Genomic DNA, 17,432 nt, shown 5'->3' with positions numbered 1-17,432 from the left:
AGGGATGCCGAAAGGCGCCAGCACGCGCACGCTGGATGCTCCATTCACCCCATGTCGGCGGGCGGCATTGCCATGTCTCGAAAAAAGATTCTCTGGGTCGTGCACTGCGACGACGTCAACGGCTTCCTGGAAAGCGCGCGGCAGTACGGCGCAACCGGCGTGGCGATCCACGCCGACAACAATGTGAAGAAGGCCATCGGCGTGTTCCACGCGGCGGGTATGGCGGTGTACGGATGGCGCCGACCCTCGGCCCTGCGGGACGCGGCCATGCGGGAAGCGCGGCAGGCCGTCGACCTGTTCGCGCATGGCCTCGACGGCTATTACGTCGGCCCTGAAGGCGCGCCCGGCCAAGCCAACTGGGACTGGGACCGCCCAGGCCTGGCCGAGCTGGCCACCATGTTCTGCGAGACGGTATGCGGTGCGGCCAATGGCCGGCCTTTCGGTGTGACCTCGCACTACCGGGCCATGGCGAAACATCCTCACCTGCCCTGGGCCGCATTCTTCGAGCATGCGACGGTGCTGTTGCCGCAGGCGTGGTGGTGTGGCGGCCGGGGCAAGGCGGGCCATGGCAATCCGGCCGAGCACTACGCCCTGTCCATCAAGCTGTGGGAGGCGGCTGGCGGCGAACACGACCTGATCGTGCCGATGGCAGGCCAACTCGACAAGGCGACCGCGGCAGAGATCACCGCCTACGCGGCCAAGGCCACGTCGGAAGGCGTGGAAGACCTTCACTTCTACGCCGACCAGCCCTCCGTCAAGCCCGCCGTACGAGCGGCGGTACGCAAGGCCTGAGGGCTGGAACTAGTCGGGCGCCTGCATCACGCGATCGAATTCCTCGTCGATCGGCACATTGTCGGCATCGAGTTCGCTGGCATCGGTCAGGTCGATGCCGGTTTCCTCTTCCAACTCGCCGGCCAGGTCATCGTCGGACGCGTCCAGGCCATCGCCAAGCATGGGAACGTCGGGCGCGCCAGGGGGCGGTTTGACGGTACGGCGGGTAGATGGGGCCCTGCTCATGATCGTGCTCCTTGGATTTTTCCTCTCAGACCCCCCGATAGTGCGCCTGATTTGGCTCCAAAGGTTAAATCCGGGCAGGGTTCAATGTCGTCGGACGATACGCCGCGTGCGGTTCGCCATGGCCATGGCCGTGGTCATGGTCATGCCCGTGTCCACCGTGCGCCAGCCGGCTCACGCCTGTGACAAGCACGATGCCGACCGCCAGCCAGGCGATCTGCGTCACGGTCTGGCGCGTGGTCAGGCGCTTCTGCAACTGCGGGATCAGGTCGGCCAGTGCCACGTAGATGAAGCTGCTGCTGGCCAGCACCAGGAAGTAGGGCAGCAGGCCGTGCAGCGAATCGACCAACGCCCAACCGATCACGCCGCCCAGCGCCGTCATGGTGCCGGCCAGCGACACCTTCACCAGCGCCGCACGCGGATTGGCCGAGGTCTGGCGCAGCACCACCAGGTCGCCGATGTGGTGCGGCACCTCGTGCGCCAGCACCGCCAGTGCGGCGACCATGCCCAGGCGCAGGTCGGCGATGAAGGCCGAGGCGATCAACACGCCATCGCCGAAGCAATGCACGCTGTCGCCGGTCAGCACGGCCCAGCCTCCCGAACGCGGCGCAGGGTCGTGGTGGTGATCCGCGTGGCCGTGATCGTGCCCGCGATGCGCGTCGCCATGATCGTGGTGGTGCTCATGGCCGTGATGCCACAGTTCGGCCTTGTCGAGCAGGAAGAACACCACCAGCCCGAACAGCAGCATCGCGAACAGCGTGGCCGGCTCCAGGCCGCTTTCGAAAGCCTCCGGCAGCAGGTGCATGAAGGCCGTGGCCAGCAGCGCGCCTGCCGCCAGGCTCAACAGATATTGCGCGCCCTGGGCGCTGTCGTCGCGCTGCACGCCCAGGCGCAGCAGCAAGGCGGCGATCCAGACGCTGCCGATGCCGGCGACCAGGGTGGCAACGATGATGGCAATGAGATTCATGGGTCAAAACAAAAGCCGCCCCGAAGGACGGCTCATATGCGCTCAGCGCGAATGCCGTGGGTGGCAATTGTCGTCGTCAGCCCACGCCGTTGGCCTGGAACCACTCCACCGCGCGCCGCCAGCCATCGTCGGCCGCGCTCTTCACGTAGCTTGGGCGGTAGTCGGCATGGAAGGCGTGGCCCGCTTCGGGGTACACGACAAATTGCGAGGCCCTGGCAGCCGGCGTGCCGATCGCCAGGACGGATTTCATCTTATCAATCGTGTCAAGCGGGATGCCCTGGTCCTTGCCGCCACAGAGGCCCAGCACCGGCGCCTGCAGCATCGCGCCGATCTCGACCGGCTGCTTCGGCGTCAGTGTGCTCTCCTGCCCTACCAGCCGGCCATACCAGGCCACGCCGGCCTTGACCTTGCCGGTGGCCGCATAGAGCCACACGATGCGCCCGCCCCAGCAGAAGCCGGTGATCCCCGCCTTGGCCACGTGCCCGCCATTCGCGCCGGCAAAGGCAATCGCGCCGTCCAGGTCGGCGATCACCTGCGCATCGGGCACCTTCGAGACGATCTCGCTCATGAGCTTCGACGTGTCGGCGACCTTGCGCGGGTCGCCTTGGCGCGCATACAGCTCCGGCGCGATCGCGAGGTAGCCCAAGTGGGCGAAGCGGCGGCAGGTATCGGCGATGTAGTCGGTCACGCCGAAGACCTCCTGGACCACCACGATCACCGGCAGGTCCGTCTTGCCGGCGGGCGCGGCCATGTAGGCCGGCACGTCGAAACCATTGACCGTGTACTTGACCGGTCCGGCCTTCAAGCCTTCGCTGGCCGTGTGGATGACTGTCTGCGCCGCAACCGGCAACGTGGCCGCTGCATAGCCCACGCCGATCGCGATCTTGAGCGCGGTGCGGCGCGATGCGCCTGCTTCGTTCGAGTTGCCGGGGTGCAGTGAATCGAACTCGTTCTTCAGGTCTGGAAGCAGCATCGGCGTTCCTTTGCGCGGGGGATCTGCCCCGCATCATGAGAATTGGTAGTCCGCATCCTTTCAGCCATCCGCACCGGACGATCAGTGCGCCTTGTCCCAGTTCGGCCCGAAGCCGATCTCGGCCAGCAGCGGCACCTTGAGCGCTGCAACGCCAGCCATGATGCGCGGGATCTCGGTGCGCACCCAGTCGGCCTCGGCCTCGGGCACTTCGAAGACCAGTTCGTCGTGCACCTGCATGATCATCTTCGTGGCGCGCTGTTCAGCGTCCAGCACACGCTGCACCTCGACCATGCTGAGCTTGATGAGGTCGGCGGCAGTCCCCTGCATCGGCGCGTTGATGGCCGCGCGCTCGGCGCCGCCGCGGCGCGGGCCGTTGGGCGAATTGATCTCGGGCAGGTAGAGGCGCCGGCCGAACACGGTCTCGACATAGCCCTTCTCCTTGGCCAGCGCCTTGGTCTCGTCCATGTAGACCTTCACGCCCGGATAGCGCTGGAAGTACTTGTCGATGTACGCCGCGGCCGCCTTCGTCTCGATGCCCAGGTTGCGCGCCAACCCGAAGCTGCTCATGCCATAGATCAGCCCGAAGTTGATCACCTTCGCATAGCGCCGCTGCTCGCTCGACACCTGGTCCGGCGTGCTGCCGAACACCTCGGCGGCGGTGGCGCGGTGCACGTCGATGCCGTCGGTGAACGCACGCAACAACGACGCGTCATCGCTCAGGTGCGCCATGATGCGCAGCTCGATCTGCGAGTAGTCGGCACTGGCGATCACGCTGCCGGCCGGCGCCACGAAAGCCTCGCGCACGCGGCGGCCTTCGGGCGTGCGGATCGGGATGTTCTGCAGGTTGGGATCGTTGCTGCTCAGGCGCCCGGTCACCGCCACGGCTTGCGCGTAGTGCGTGTGCACGCGACCGCTTCGCGGGTTGGCGAGCTGGCCCAGCTTGTCGGTGTAGGTGCCCTTGAGCTTCGACAGGCCGCGGTGCTCAAGGATCTTCGCCGGCAGCGGATAGTCCTCGGCCAGCTTCTCCAGCACTTCCTCATCCGTGCTCGGCGCGCCGCTCGGCGTCTTCTTGATCACCGGCAGGCCGAGCTTGTTGAAGAAGATGTCGCCGATCTGCTTGGGCGACCCAAGGTTGAAGGGCTGCCCCGCGATCCCGTAGGCCTCCTGCTCCAGCGCCATGATGCGCGTTCCGAGCTCGTGGCTCTGCGCCGACAACTGCGCCGCGTCGATCAGCACCCCGTTGCGTTCGACGCGATACAACGCCTCGCTGCTCTGCATCTCCAGCTGGTAGACGAAGTTCAGCTTCTCGTCGGCCTGCAATTGGGGCCACAGCGCGAGGTGCACGTCGAGCGTCTGGTCGCTGTCCTCGCACGAGTATTCGGCGGCCTTGTCGATCGACACCTGGCTGAACGAGATCTGGTGCGCGCCCTTGCCGCACAAGTCTTCGTAGTCGATGCCGCTGCGACCCAGATGCCGCTCTGCCAGGCTCGCAAGACCATGCGGCTTGTGCACTTCGAGCACGTAGCTCTGCAGCATCGTGTCGTGCGCATAGCCCTGCACCTCGATGCCGTGGTTCGCGAACACATGGCGGTCGTACTTGACGTGCTGGCCCAGCTTCTTCTTCGCGCCATTCTCGAGCCAGGGCTTCAACTTCGCCAGAACCTCGTCGCGCGGCAGTTGCTCCGGCGCATCGGGATAGTTGTGACCGACCGGGACATAGGCCGCCTCGCCCGGCTTCACGCTGAAGCTGATGCCGACGATCTCGGCGCGGCTCTCGTCAAGCGAGGTGGTTTCGGTGTCGATCGCGACCAGCTCCGCCGCCTCCACCTTCGCCAGCCACGTATCGAACAGCTCCCAGGTCATGACCGTGTAGTAGGCCAGGTTGCTGACCTTCTCGGCGGCCGCCATCGCCGGCTCGTCGAACAAGCCGGGATTGGGGTTGGCAGACTTCTGGCCCTTGTTGCTTTCCTCGATGAGTTCTGGCGGGACGGCATGCGTTTCAAGCGTCTTCACCAGGCTCTTGAAACCGTACTTTTCGTAGAAGGTCTTCAATTCTTCGACCTGCTGAGCACCCGGCACCAGCGCATCGAGCGCCGGCAGGCCGGCCACATGCTTGGCCAGGTCGCAATCAGTGCGGATCGTGACAAGCCGCTTGCCCTGCGGCAACCAATCCAGCGCCTTGCGCAGGTTCTCGCCCGCCTGGCCCTTCACCTCGGAAGCCCGCGCGATCAGCCCATCGAGCGACCCGTATTCCAGCAACCATTTGGCGGCCGTCTTCGGCCCGACCTTCTCCACGCCCGGCACGTTGTCGACCGAATCGCCGACCAGCGTCTGATAGTCGATCATCAGCTTCGGCGGCACGCCGAATTCCGCCGTGACGCCGGCCACGTCGCGCTTCTTGCCGTTCATCGTGTCGATGATCGTGATGTGCTCGTCGACCAGCTGGCTCATGTCCTTGTCGCCGCTCGACACAATGACTTCCACTCCCTGGTCCGCGGCCGTGCGGGCCAGCGTGCCGATCACGTCGTCGGCCTCCACGCCCGGCACCACCATCACCGGCCAGCCCAGCAGCCGCACCACCTCGTAGATCGGCGCCACCTGGCTGCGCAGGTCGTCGGGCATGGGCGAGCGGTTGGCCTTGTATTCGCCATACCAGTCGTCGCGGAAGGTCTTGCCCGGCGCGTCGAAGATGCAGGCGGCGTAGTCGGCACGTACCTCACGCTTGAGCGCCTGGGTCATGTTGATCATCCCGCGGATCGCGCCGGTCGCGGGGCTGGTCGCGTCGCCGGGCACGGCGCGCAGGTCCGGCATGGCATGGAAGGCACGGTAAAGGTAGCTCGATCCGTCGACGAGCAGCAGCGTTTTCTTGTCGGTCATCGGCCCATTTTGCCCCGCGCCAGAAGCGCCTCCGGCCGCCATCGGCCACTGGCACCTTCTTACAACGCGGGCATGCACAGCGGCCTACAATCCCGCCCATGCGCCGACTCCATTTGCTGCCCGTTCGCCATACCCTTGCGGTATTCGCCTGTGTATTGCCGCTGGCCGGCGCGCAGGCCCAGACCCCGCCCACGGCGCCCGCACAGGCCGCGCCGCAACAGTCGACCGTTCCCGCCGGCGTTCCAGGCCGACCGGACCAGAAAATCGAGAACATCCGCATCGAGGACAGCAACGCCACCGTCGATGAAGTGCGCTACGGCGGCCAGACCCAAAGCATCACCGTCAAGCCCAAGGGCACTGCCCCCGAGTACGAGGTGCTGCCGGGCACCGGCGCCCGCTCGCAGCAGAACCAGCCTGGGCAGTCCGACGCCGGGGGCAATGGTCCGCGGGTCTGGAACGTCTTCAAGTTCTGAACGTCCGTGGCTGTCTTCACGGAAGTCGCGCCGGATGAAGCGCGCGCGCTGCTCCAGCGCCTGGACCTGGGTGAACTGCGCGAGTTGCGCGGCATCCAGGGCGGTATCGAGAACACCAACTACTTCGCCACCACCGACCGCGGCGAGTACGTGCTGACGCTGTTCGAGCGCCTGCACTTCGACCAGCTCCCCTACTACCTCTGCCTGATGCAGCACCTGGCGGAGCGCGGCATTCCGGTGCCCGCGCCAGCTGCTGATCCGGCCATCCATCTCGCGCCGATGGGCCATGCGCTGGAACGCGCTGCCAACGCGCCTTGCGAGCTGCTGCATACGGTGCAGGGCAAGCCCGCCGCCGTGGTGCAGAAGCTGGCCGGCCACAGCGAATTCCAGCCCACCGCCGCACATTGCAACGAGCTGGGCCGCCTGCTCGCCCGCATGCACATCGCGGCGCGCGACTTCCCGCGCATCCAGCCCAACCTGCGCGGACTGCCGTGGTGGAACGAAACCACCCCGGTCGTGCTGCCCTACCTGGACGCCCCTCAGGCCGCCCTCCTGCAGAGCGAACTGGCCTACCAGAACCATGTGGCCGAGTCTTCCGCCTACCAGGCCCTGCCGCGCGGGCCGATCCATGCCGACCTGTTCCGTGACAACGCCATGTTCTCGGTGGACGACGACGGTAATCCGCACCTGACGGGTGTCTTCGACTTCTATTTCGCGGGCACCGACACCTGGCTGTTCGACCTCGCCGTGTGCCTCAATGACTGGGCCATCGACCTGCCCACCGGCACGCCCGACGCGCACCGTTCCGCCGCGCTGCTCGACGCCTACTGCGCCGTGCGCCCCCTGAACCCGGCCGAACGCAAGCTGCTGCCCGCCATGCTGCGCGCCGCCGCGCTGCGCTTCTGGATCTCGCGCCTGTGGGACTTCCACCTGCCGCGCGAAGCCAGCATGCTCAAGCCGCACGACCCCACACACTTCGAGCGCGTCCTGCGCCAGCGCGTCCGACAACTGGACGCTCCGATCCACGTGCGGCCCCCATTGCAAGCCGCCTGACCATGAAACTTCACCTCGTACCCGCCCGCTCAGGCGTCGAATGGGTCCGGCTTGGCCTGCGTACCTTCTGGGGTCAGCCGCTGGCCTTCATCTCGCTGTTCTTCGCCTTGATGGCACTGATCTCGATCGTCGCGCAAGTGCCCTTACTCGGCGGTTTCCTGCCCTTCCTGTTCGTTCCCGTCCTGACGCTGGGCATGATGGTTGCCGCCTCGGTGGCAAGCAACCCCGAGACACCGAAGCCCATCGGTCCCGCCATGTTCCGCGCCGCCATCGAGGCCTTGCGCCTGCGCTGGCGGCCGATGATGGTGCTGGGCGTCATCTCGGCCCTGTATTTCGCGGTCGTGGTCGGGTTGTCCGCCATCATCGACGGCGGCCTGGTCGCGGGCGCCTACCTGCTCAACAACAACCTCACGCAAGAAGTCATGGCCGGCAAGCGCTTCCAGCTGGCCCAGTTGTTCGTGATGTGCCTCAACCTGCCGCTGTCGCTGGCCATGTGGCATGCGCCGGGGCTCGTGCATTGGCACGGCGTCGAGCCGGTCAAGAGCCTGTTCTTCAGCCTGGTGGCGCTGTTTCGCAACTTCAGCGCGTATGCGATGTTCCTGCTGTGCTGGTTCGGCGTCTGCATGATCGCCGCGGTCGGCTTTGCGCTGATTGCGACGCTGCTGGTGGGTGTCGGCGCGCTGGCGCTGGGCGACGCGGCTTCGGTACTCGGCGGCGCGTTGATGATCGCCTGCGCGCTGTCGCTGGCGGCGATGCCGCTCAGTTCCACCTGGTTCAGCTTCCGCGACACCTTCAACGCGGATTAGCCCACCCCCGCGGCGCCACGGGCGGCCGGCATAGCCAGCTGCTATGCGGGCCGTCCAAACCTGCGCAGGCAGGCTTGGAGCCGCGGCCCCCAGCCCTCAAGGGGGCGCACGCGGTGGCCCGGCAAAGCCGGTTCCACGGGTGCCCGCGAACAGAGTACGACGATTGTTCAGCCTGGCAAGAGGGGCGCGGTCAAACCGGCGTCAACTTGGCCACCGACAGCGCCAGCCACTTGATCCCGTGCCGCGAGAACTTGATCTGCGCGCGCGCATCGTCCCCGCTGCCTTCCAGCGCCATCACCGTGCCTTCACCGAACTTGCTGTGGAACACCTGCTGGCTGATGCGCAAGCCGTGCGAGGGTGCGGCTTTCTGCACCGGCACGGGGCCGCTGCCATAGGTTTCGGGGGCGCGGCTGCCGCCGCCGTAGCCACCGCCGTAGCCGGAACCCGATCCATAGCCTGATCCCGACCCGTAGCGGCTACCCGACCCACCGCCACCCGCACGCCCCGCGCCCGCCGAGCCACCGTATTGCCCGAAGCCCTGCTGCTTCGGCGTCAGCCACTTGAGCGCCCCCTCCGGAAGCTCCTCGAAGAAGCGGCTGCGAAGGTTGTACCGCGTCTGGCCATGCAGCATCCGCGTCTGCGAATGACTCAGGTACAGCCGCTTGCGTGCACGCGTGATCGCGACGTACATCAGCCGGCGTTCTTCCTCCAGGCTGTCGCGATCGCTCATCGAGTTCTCGTGCGGAAACAGCCCCTCTTCCATGCCGGTGATGAAGACGCAGTCGAATTCCAGCCCCTTGGCCGCATGCACTGTCATGAGCTGCACCGCGTCCTGCCCGGCCTTCGCCTGGTTGTCGCCGGACTCCAGCGCGGCATGCGTCAGGAACGCGGCCAGCGGGCTCAGCGTTTCGCCGGTATCGGCGTCGGGCGCAAGGTCCGCCAGCGGGATGTCCAGCAGCGGCCGGCTCGGATCAATGCCCTGGCTGGCGGCGCTCTGGCGCAGTTCATCCACCGGCAACGCGATCGCGTCGCGGCCAAATCCTTCCTGGGTGACGAAGCTCTCCGCCGCGTTCACCAGTTCGTCCAGGTTCTCCAGCCGATCTGCGCCTTCGCGGTCGGCCTTGTAGTGCTCGACCAGCCCGCTGTGGTCCAGCACCAGCTCGATGATTTCCTTGAGCGAGATGCCCTGCGTCTGCTCCCGCAATACGTCGATCTTCGCGACGAAGGCGGACAAGTTGGAGCCCGCCTTGCCCGGCAACGCCCCGACCGCGTCGTGCAACGACTGCCCGCGCGCCCGCGCCGCGTCCTGCAACAGCTCGATGCTGCGCGCGCCGATGCCGCGCGGCGGAAAGTTCACCACGCGCAGGAAGCTGGTGTCGTCATCCTTGTTCTCCAGCAGGCGCAGGTACGCCAGCGCATGCTTGATTTCCGCGCGCTCGAAAAAGCGCAAGCCGCCGTACACCCGATACGGCACCGACGCATTGAACAACGCCGTTTCAATGACCCGGCTCTGCGCATTGCTGCGATACAGCACAGCCATCTCGCTGCGGTCGTAACCGTCGCGCACCAGCTGGCGCATCTCTTCCACCATCCATTGCGCCTCGGCGAAATCGCTGGTCGATTCATACACACGCACCGGCTCGCCCGGGCCCTGCTCGGTGCGCAGGTTCTTGCCCAGGCGCTTGGTGTTGTGGCCGATCAGCGCATTGGCCGAGTCGAGGATGTTGCTGTAGCTGCGGTAGTTCTGCTCCAGCTTGATCTGCTGCTGCACATCGAACTCGCGCACGAAGTCGGCCATGTTGCCCACGCGCGCGCCACGGAAGGCATAGATGCTCTGGTCGTCGTCGCCCACCGCCACCACGCTGTTGCCGCCGGGCCGGAAGGTGCCTTCGACGGTCGCACCGGACAGCATCTTGATCCAGGCGTACTGCAGCCGGTTCGTGTCCTGGAATTCGTCGATGAGGATGTGGCGAAAGCGGCGCTGGTAGTGCTCGCGCACCGGGTCGTTGTCGCGCAGAAGCTCGTAGCTGCGCAGCATGAGTTCGCCGAAATCGACCACGCCCTCGCGTTGGCATTGCTCTTCGTAGAGTTGGTAGAGCTCGACCTTCTTGCGGTCATCCTCGCTGCGCACTTCGACGTCGCGCGGACGCAGGCCGTCTTCCTTGGCGCCGGCAATGAACCACTGCGTCTGCTTGGCCGGAAAGCGCTCGTCGTCGACGTTGAACTGCTTCATCAGCCGCTTGATGGCCGAGAGCTGGTCCTGCGTGTCGAGGATCTGGAAGGTGGATGGCAGGCCGGCCAGTTTCCAGTGCGCGCGCAGGAAGCGATTGCACAGGCCATGGAAGGTGCCGATCCACATGCCGCGCACATTCACCGGCAGCATGGCCGACAGCCGCGTCATCATTTCCTTGGCGGCCTTGTTGGTGAAAGTCACGGCCAGGATGCCGCCCGAAGACACCTGCCCCGTCTGCAGCAGCCATGCGATGCGCGTGGTCAGCACTCGGGTCTTGCCCGAACCGGCGCCGGCCAGGATCAGCGCGTTGCCCGCGGGCAAGGTGACTGCGGCCAGTTGCTCCGGGTTGAGGTTCTGGAGCAGGGGCGAGCCAGTCTGTGGCGCAAGATCGGTGAGCATCCTTCGATTGTAGGAAGCGCTGCCGCCCCGGTCGCGGCGCATCTGCGCGACGTATAGGGGGTATACGACGCGGCCTTTGGCCCACCCCGCCGCGGGGGCGTAGAATCAGACACCGGGCCCAAGTTTCTTGCGCCCGGTTTTTTGTGGGCGTCCCTTCGCGGGGCGCCGCAAAGACCGGCCGGACCAAGCGCTCATTCGTTCAATCAAACGATCCTTTCAGGAGCCTGGTTCATCATGGAAATATTCGACTACGACAACATCCTTTTGCTCCCGCGCAAGTGCCGCGTGGAAAGCCGTTCCGAGTGCGACGCCAGCGTCGAGCTGGGTGGCCGCAGCTTCCGCATCCCGGTCGTCCCGGCCAACATGAAGACGGTGGTCGACGAGACCATCTGCCTCTGGCTTGCGCAGAACGGCTACTTCTACGTGATGCACCGCTTCGACCTCGACAACGTCAAGTTCGTCCAGGACATGCAGGCCAAGGGCGTGTTCGCCTCCATCTCGCTCGGCGTCAAGAAGGCCGACTACGAAACCGTCGACCAGTTCGTCGCCAAGGGATTGGTGCCCGAGTACATCACCATCGACATCGCCCACGGCCATGCCGACAGCGTGAAGAACATGATCGGCTACCTCAAGGAGAAGCTGCCGAAGTCCTTCGTCATCGCCGGCAACGTCGGCACGCCGGAAGCCGTGATCGACTTGGAGAACTGGGGTGCGGACGCGACCAAGGTCGGCATCGGCCCGGGCAAGGTCTGCATCACGAAGCTCAAGACCGGCTTCGGCACTGGCGGCTGGCAACTGTCGGCGCTCAAGTGGTGCGCACGCGTGGCCACGAAGCCCATCATTGCCGACGGCGGCATCCGCGACCACGGCGACATTGCAAAGAGCATCCGATTCGGCGCTTCGATGGTGATGATCGGCTCGCTGTTCGCCGGCCACGAGGAATCGCCCGGCAAGACGGTCGAGGTCGACGGCGTGCTCTTCAAGGAGTACTACGGCTCGGCCAGCGACTTCAACAAGGGCGAGTACAAGCACGTCGAAGGCAAGCGCATCCTGGAGCCGATCAAGGGCAAGCTGGCCAACACGCTCGTCGAGATGGAGCAGGACGTGCAGAGCTCCATCAGCTATGCCGGTGGCAAGAAGCTGATGGACATCCGCAAGGTCAACTACGTCACCCTCGGCGGCGACAACGCCGGCGAACACCTGCTCATGTAGCTTGCAGGAGCTCCATCGACAGTTGATGGAGCCTGTGGTCCGGGTTGGCCAGCGCGTCGACGATGCTGAAGTGGTCGAGCCCGGGCAACGCCTCGCAGACCGGAACGGTTTGCGCGCCCCAGGCATCGCGGATCAGTGCGTTGTGGCGCAGGAACTCTTCGCTCTCGTTGCCGCCCACCACGCTGTAGAGCGCCCCGCTGTCAGGCGCCGGCCACAGGGCCGGGCTGGCGCGGCGCACGTCTGCTTCGTTCAGCCGCAGGGCACCCTGCAATGACGGCGTGAACATCAGGGGCTCCAGGTCGAACAGCCCCGAGATGGACAGCGCGTTGCGCACCGTCCTCGCAGGCAGCCCGAGGGACTGCCAGTCGCAGGCCAGCACCATCGCCGCCAGGTGACCACCGGCCGAGTGCCCGGCGACAGTGATGCGCGCCGGATCGCCGCCATGTTCGGCGACATGCCGTGAAGTCCAGGCCAGCGCCTTGACCATCTGCAAGGCGATGCCGGGGATCGTCACCGGCTGCTCGACGGTTCCAGGGCATAGCGCGTAGTTGGGCACCACCACGCAAACGCCGCGCTCGGTGAACGCGCGTGCGATGAACGAATGGTCGCTCTTGTCGAGTGATCGCCAGTAGCCGCCGTGGATGAAAACCAGCACCGGCGCATCGGATTCTGCGGCGCGAAAAACGTCGAGCGTTTCGTTCACGCCGTCGCCGTAGGGCAGGCCCATCCACTCAGGGTTAGCCGCCCGCACCGCAGCAGACTCGGTCGCCCACCGCGCGAAATACTCGGGATGCTCCGGCACCCGCGCGCGGTTGTTGTACATGCGGTCGAGCCAATCCGGATCGTCGAGCGGCACCATGCGTCAGTCCTTCTGAATCCCAAAGTGCCACGATCCTCGCATGCATCACAAAAGTAGTGAATCGCGCTACACTCGCACCGCGTTGGGGGGGTAGCTCAGCTGGGAGAGCGCCGCGTTCGCAATGCGGAGGTCGTGAGTTCGATCCTCATCCTCTCCACCAACGAATCCAGAAGGCCTTGGCATCCGCCAGGGCCTTTTTCTTTTTTCCAGTCCTTTGTCAGTCCAGCAGCAGGTGCTGCCCGTGCACCGCCGCCGCGCCCGCCGACGCAAGGTACGCAACGGTCTGCGCGGCGACCGCCGTAGACACCCAATCGGCGGGATTAGCATCCGGCATCGCCTGCCGATTGGCCGGCGTGTCCAGGATCGTCGGCGCGATGCTGTTGACGCGGATGCCATGCGGCTTCAGTTCCGCCGCCGACGCTTCAACCAGCCGCTGCAGCGCGCTCTTCGATGCCACATACGCTGACATGGCAGCCAGGCCGCGCGATGCCGACCCGGCAGTGACCGCGACCACGCAACCACTCTTGCGTTCGATCAACGCCGGCACGAAGGCCTGGCTCACCGCGACGAAGGACCAGGCATTGAGGTTCATCATGCGATCCCAACTCGCGCGCTCCAGCGCATGCACCGACGCCCCCATCTCGAAGCCTCCCGCAACGTGCACCACCGTGTCGACGTGCTGGAACGACGCCAGCACTTTCGCCGACACCTCCTGCATCGATTGCGTCGAGGTCACGTCGCAGGCCATCATCAAGTGGTGCGAGTTGTCGAGCCCGGGAAAGGCCTCGGCCAACTTGTCGGCATGGTGATCGAGCAAGGCAATGCGTGCGCCCATGTCGAGGAACTGTTGCGCCACCGCACGGCCCAGTGCGCCTGCGGCGCCCGTCAACACGACGTGCGCGGGAGTGGAAGAAGATTCGGTCATGCGGGCATCCTTGAAGTGATGGTGTGGCAAAGGTGTGGCAAAGGCGCGCATCGTAGCGCTGCGCCTCTCATGCCCGACGTCGGATGCGATGTCGAACCGGATGCTCCCGCATGCGCCGCGTCACGCAAGGCCGGATGCCGTCCGTTCGAAATTTGTGAGGCGCGGACGGCCAGAGACTTGGCCTCTTATAAAACCATGCTATACTAGCGGGCTTGGATGAACAGCAAGCTGTACTTGTTACGGCACTGTGAATTCAGGGGCTCTTAGCTCAGTTGGTAGAGCAGCGGACTCTTAATCCGTAGGTCGAGTGTTCGAGTCACTCAGGGCCCACCACCAACAAACCCTTGTGGTACTTGAAAAGCCTGCTATCAAAACGGTAGCAGGCTTTTTTCAATGGCCGGCGACACGTCCGATGCGGCCTCGCAACCACGATACCTCGGGCTGCTCCCGAACGCCCTACCGCCGGGGAAAACGCCTGAGCATACTGCGCCCCAGCGACGTGATCGAAGCCACCACCGCGGGCGGCTGGTCGTACCCATCCAGCGTTCGCACCGGCTTCGGGATGGACGCCTTGATGTGCCCGGCAAGCGTTAATACCCGCACCGCATCCACATCCCGTCCATGCGTGACGGCGACTGGAAGCTTCTGTTCAGACAAGCGGTGCAAAAGGTTCAGGGGCACGACGCCAGTATGCTGGCGAATTCATTGTTTCCTTGTCCAAACTTGGTCAATTGATCAAGTTGGAGGGCCATTTCATTGAACTTGTTAACCAAAGACCACGGATGCGAACCGGACATGTTGGAAGCCCGCATCTCTGAGCTGCGGGAGGCCACGCCGAAAGGCGCCGACGCCTGATCTGCGACGTGGTTTGGCGTCCTGCGCACGTTGCGCGAGCACCTGAAGATGGGCGCGGTGTTTGTCTCCGAGTTCGTGGACAACCGGCGCGTATCCGGCGTTTCCGGCGCGTGGAGACAAGCGACCCATTGAAGTCGGCCAGTCCGATCCGCTTGAACAAAGCTTATGCCAACGCGTCATCGACCGCCGCCCGCCGAGCAGGGCGGACAATGGTGCCGACCACGCCACCTCGGCTGGCCTGCCCGAAACGCCCTTCCCCGTCGGCGCACACCTGAGCACACCCATCATCCTGAACGATGGCCACGCGTTTTACGGCACGCTCTGCTGCTCCAGCTACGCCCCCAACGACGAACTCACGCAACGCGACCTAAAAAACTCGAGACTCGGCCCAGCTCGCCGCGCGTCGCATCGACCAGGAGCACGCGCGCGCAACCGAACGGGCCACGGCCAACCGGTCGCTCGAACCACTGGAAGAACTTGCGCGTCGGCGCTGAGTTCTAGAACGCGGGTACGGCGTCAGAACGCAAAGGTCGCAAAGGTCGCAAAGGTTTCTCGGAAGACGCAAAAGAGAAACCCTGAATCACCGACTTCCTTCTGCGACCTTCGCGTGCTTTTGCCTCCCTTCTGCGTTCGGCTGTCCGTATTCAAAAGCGCCAAATGAACAAAGGCCCGCTCCTTTCGGAAGCGGGCCTTTGTCATGGGTGCTGTCGCTGATCAGCGGCTGGGCTTGAAGCCACGCTTCTGCTGCGCGTCGCGCGGCACGAAGACCTTGCCGCCGCCGTTGCCACGGGGCGCGCCGCCGAAGCCTTCATTGCGGCCACCGCCACCGAAGTTGCCACGCGGCGCGGCGTTGTCGCCCCAGCCCGGCTTGCGGCCGAACCCGCCTTCGTCACGCTCGCGGCCACCGCCGAAACCGGCGTTGTGACCGCCGCCACCGAAACCACGCGGTGCCGGAGCGCCACCCATCGGGGGACGCGAGCCGCGGTCGTTGAAGCCGCTGGCACCGCCGTAGCCGCCGCTCGGGCCGCTGCGATGACCACCGCCATTGCCGCCGCCGAACTTGCGGTCACGCGAATGGAAGTCGCCACGCGGAGCGCCACGGTCACGGTCGCCGCCGAAGCCTTGCGGGCGCGATTGCGGCATGCGTTGTTGCGGTTCCAGGCCAGGAATCGTCTCGGCCTTGAAGTTCTGGTGGCTGTAGTGCTCGATGTCCATGATCTTGCGGCGATCGCGGAACTCGGCAAACGTGACGGCGATGCCGTCGCGGCCAGCACGGCCGGTGCGGCCGATGCGGTGGGTGTAGTCCTCGGCCTTCATCGGCAGGCCGAAGTTGAACACGTGGGTGATGGTCGGCACGTCGATGCCGCGGGCAGCCACGTCGGTCGCGACGAGGATCTGAACCTGGCCTTGGCGCAGTGCCATCAGGCGACGGTTGCGCAGGCCCTGGCTCAGCGCGCCGTGCAACGCGACAGCGCTGAAGCCGTCTTGCTGCAGGTCGTTGGCGAGGCCGTCGCACTCGACTTGCGTGCTGGCGAAAACGATGGCCTGGTTGATCGTGGTGTCACGCAGCCAGTGGTCGAGCATCTTGCGCTTGTGGACCATGTTGTCGGCCCAGTACAGCGACTGCTTGATGTTCGCGTGCTTCTCTTGCGGCGAATCGATCTGCACCTTTTGCGGCGCGCGCATCACGCGGGCGGCCAGTTGCTGGATGCGCGGCGCGAAGGTGGCGCTGAACATCATCGTCTGCTTGCGCTCGATGGTCAGTTGGTTGACTTCGGCCAGGTCGTCCGAGAAGCCCAGGTCGAGCATGCGGTCGGCTTCATCGACGACGAGGAATTGCACCTGGTCGAGCTTGATCTGCATCGAGCGTTGCAGGTCCAGCAGGCGACCCGGCGTGGCGACCACGAGGTTGGCGTTCTGCAGCTTGGCGATCTGCAGCTGGTACGGCATGCCGCCGACCACGCTGGCGACGCGCAGGCCGCGGCAGTGGCGAACCAGGTCGATGGCGTCATGCGCGACTTGCTGCGCCAGTTCGCGCGTCGGGCACAGGATCAGGGCGCCCGGCGTGGCGGCCTTGAAGTTGCGGCTGTTGGTCGGGTCCTTGCGCTTGGCCTTCTTCGGGGGCGCTTCGCCGCGGGCGATGGCTTCTTCGGAGAGGCGCTGGAATTCGGCCTTGGCGGCGGCTTCGGCTTCGGCTTCCTGCTTCAGCAGGGTGTGCAGCACGGGCAGCAGGAAGGCGGCGGTCTTGCCGCTGCCGGTCTGGCTCGAGACCATCAGGTCGATGAACTTGGCGGCGCCGTCAGCGCTGCCCATGGCCAGGGGAATGACCTTGTCCTGCACGGTGGTCGGCTGTTCGAAGCCGAGGTCGGAGACGGCAGCAACCAGCTCTTGGGCCAGGCCAAGGCGGATGAAGCCGTTGGGCGCCTTGGGCGCGGCTTCGACTTGTTCTTCGGCCGCGACGTCGAGCGTGTCGAGCAAGGTGATGTCGGAATGCGATTCGGCAGGCGCGAAATCGTTGTTGGAAGCGGATGCGGATTGCACAGGCGCGAACTCGCCCTGCACTTCAAAAGCGTCAGTCATGTAACTTTTTTCTCTACGCGAGCGCTACCGTAGGCGGCGCCCCGTCGGGTGGTTAAGAACATCAACCATCCAACGACATACAGCGATCGCTTTCGCGAAGGCCGGGCCCATTCGTTTGGGCGCTAGTGCAAGACGGGGAGATGCAAGAAGTCGCTACAACGTGTAGCGAAGACTTCGATTATGACACAAATCCGGGTATTTACCTA

13 protein-coding genes and 2 tRNA genes are annotated in these 17,432 nt (G+C 65.3%); 7 read left to right on the top strand and 8 right to left on the bottom strand.

Annotated elements, in window-relative coordinates; translation table 11 throughout:
- Positions 1-72 precede the first annotated feature (72 nt).
- Positions 73-792, top strand: coding sequence for a hypothetical protein (locus WKW82_RS20840; protein WP_340344241.1), 720 nt, complete (start codon positions 73-75; stop codon positions 790-792).
- A gap of 9 nt (positions 793-801) precedes the next feature.
- Here the strand turns inward: WKW82_RS20840 and WKW82_RS20835 are convergent, their stop codons facing one another.
- From WKW82_RS20835 to polA, 4 genes are all read right to left on the bottom strand, one after another.
- Positions 802-1,017: a hypothetical protein gene (locus WKW82_RS20835; RefSeq protein ID WP_340344240.1), complete on the bottom strand. Its 216-nt coding sequence runs from the start codon at positions 1,015-1,017 to the stop codon at positions 802-804.
- 64 nt (positions 1,018-1,081) lie between these two features.
- On the bottom strand, positions 1,082-1,981 hold the full coding sequence (locus WKW82_RS20830) for a ZIP family metal transporter (RefSeq protein ID WP_340344239.1): 900 nt from the start codon (positions 1,979-1,981) through the stop codon (positions 1,082-1,084).
- A 76-nt stretch (positions 1,982-2,057) separates the two neighbouring features.
- On the bottom strand, positions 2,058-2,954 hold the full coding sequence (locus WKW82_RS20825; protein WP_340344238.1) for a dienelactone hydrolase family protein: 897 nt from the start codon (positions 2,952-2,954) through the stop codon (positions 2,058-2,060).
- An 81-nt stretch (positions 2,955-3,035) separates the two neighbouring features.
- Positions 3,036-5,831 (bottom strand): DNA polymerase I, encoded by a 2,796-nt coding sequence (gene polA / locus WKW82_RS20820; RefSeq protein ID WP_340344237.1) that lies wholly within the window; start codon positions 5,829-5,831, stop codon positions 3,036-3,038.
- A 98-nt stretch (positions 5,832-5,929) separates the two neighbouring features.
- On the opposite strand from polA, the gene WKW82_RS20815 reads away from it, so the two are divergent.
- Genes WKW82_RS20815 through WKW82_RS20805 form a run of 3 tightly spaced genes read left to right on the top strand, consistent with a single transcriptional unit; the run spans position 5,930 to position 8,163 of the window.
- Positions 5,930-6,304: a hypothetical protein gene (locus WKW82_RS20815; protein ID WP_340344236.1), complete on the top strand. Its 375-nt coding sequence runs from the start codon at positions 5,930-5,932 to the stop codon at positions 6,302-6,304.
- A 6-nt stretch (positions 6,305-6,310) separates the two neighbouring features.
- Positions 6,311-7,357, top strand: a complete 1,047-nt coding sequence (locus tag WKW82_RS20810) for a homoserine kinase (RefSeq protein WP_340344235.1) — start codon at positions 6,311-6,313, stop codon at positions 7,355-7,357.
- Between the two features lie 2 nt (positions 7,358-7,359).
- Positions 7,360-8,163 (top strand): BPSS1780 family membrane protein, encoded by an 804-nt coding sequence (locus WKW82_RS20805; RefSeq protein WP_340344234.1) that lies wholly within the window; start codon positions 7,360-7,362, stop codon positions 8,161-8,163.
- Positions 8,164-8,353: 190 nt separating this feature from the next.
- Here the strand turns inward: WKW82_RS20805 and WKW82_RS20800 are convergent, their stop codons facing one another.
- On the bottom strand, positions 8,354-10,795 hold the full coding sequence (locus tag WKW82_RS20800; RefSeq protein ID WP_340344233.1) for a UvrD-helicase domain-containing protein: 2,442 nt from the start codon (positions 10,793-10,795) through the stop codon (positions 8,354-8,356).
- A 234-nt stretch (positions 10,796-11,029) separates the two neighbouring features.
- Between WKW82_RS20800 and WKW82_RS20795 the strand changes: the two genes are divergently transcribed.
- Positions 11,030-12,007, top strand: coding sequence for a GMP reductase (locus WKW82_RS20795; protein ID WP_340344232.1), 978 nt, complete (start codon positions 11,030-11,032; stop codon positions 12,005-12,007).
- On the opposite strand, the gene WKW82_RS20790 is transcribed toward WKW82_RS20795, so the two are convergent.
- Entirely contained in the window at positions 12,000-12,866 is an 867-nt protein-coding gene (locus WKW82_RS20790) for an alpha/beta hydrolase (RefSeq protein ID WP_422823531.1), read from the bottom strand. The two genes, WKW82_RS20795 and WKW82_RS20790, sit on opposite strands and share 8 nt — an antisense overlap.
- Before the next feature lie 84 nt (positions 12,867-12,950).
- On the opposite strand from WKW82_RS20790, the gene WKW82_RS20785 reads away from it, so the two are divergent.
- Positions 12,951-13,026, top strand: a tRNA-Ala gene (locus WKW82_RS20785).
- Positions 13,027-13,083: 57 nt separating this feature from the next.
- Here WKW82_RS20785 and WKW82_RS20780 read toward each other — a convergent pair.
- The gene (locus WKW82_RS20780) at positions 13,084-13,791 is read right to left on the bottom strand and encodes an SDR family NAD(P)-dependent oxidoreductase (protein WP_340344231.1); all 708 of its coding nucleotides are present in this window, start codon (positions 13,789-13,791) and stop codon (positions 13,084-13,086) included.
- 257 nt (positions 13,792-14,048) lie between these two features.
- Between WKW82_RS20780 and WKW82_RS20775 the strand changes: the two genes are divergently transcribed.
- Positions 14,049-14,124: transfer RNA gene (locus tag WKW82_RS20775), tRNA-Lys, on the top strand.
- 1,236 nt (positions 14,125-15,360) lie between these two features.
- Here WKW82_RS20775 and WKW82_RS20770 read toward each other — a convergent pair.
- The gene (locus tag WKW82_RS20770; protein WP_340344230.1) at positions 15,361-17,226 is read right to left on the bottom strand and encodes a DEAD/DEAH box helicase; all 1,866 of its coding nucleotides are present in this window, start codon (positions 17,224-17,226) and stop codon (positions 15,361-15,363) included.
- Positions 17,227-17,432: the final 206 nt, after the last annotated feature.

It is taken from the genome of Variovorax rhizosphaerae, from assembly GCF_037889975.1.
In the GTDB taxonomy this organism is placed as follows: domain Bacteria; phylum Pseudomonadota; class Gammaproteobacteria; order Burkholderiales; family Burkholderiaceae_C; genus Variovorax; species Variovorax rhizosphaerae.
This window is presented reverse-complemented; position numbering and strand designations above follow the sequence as displayed.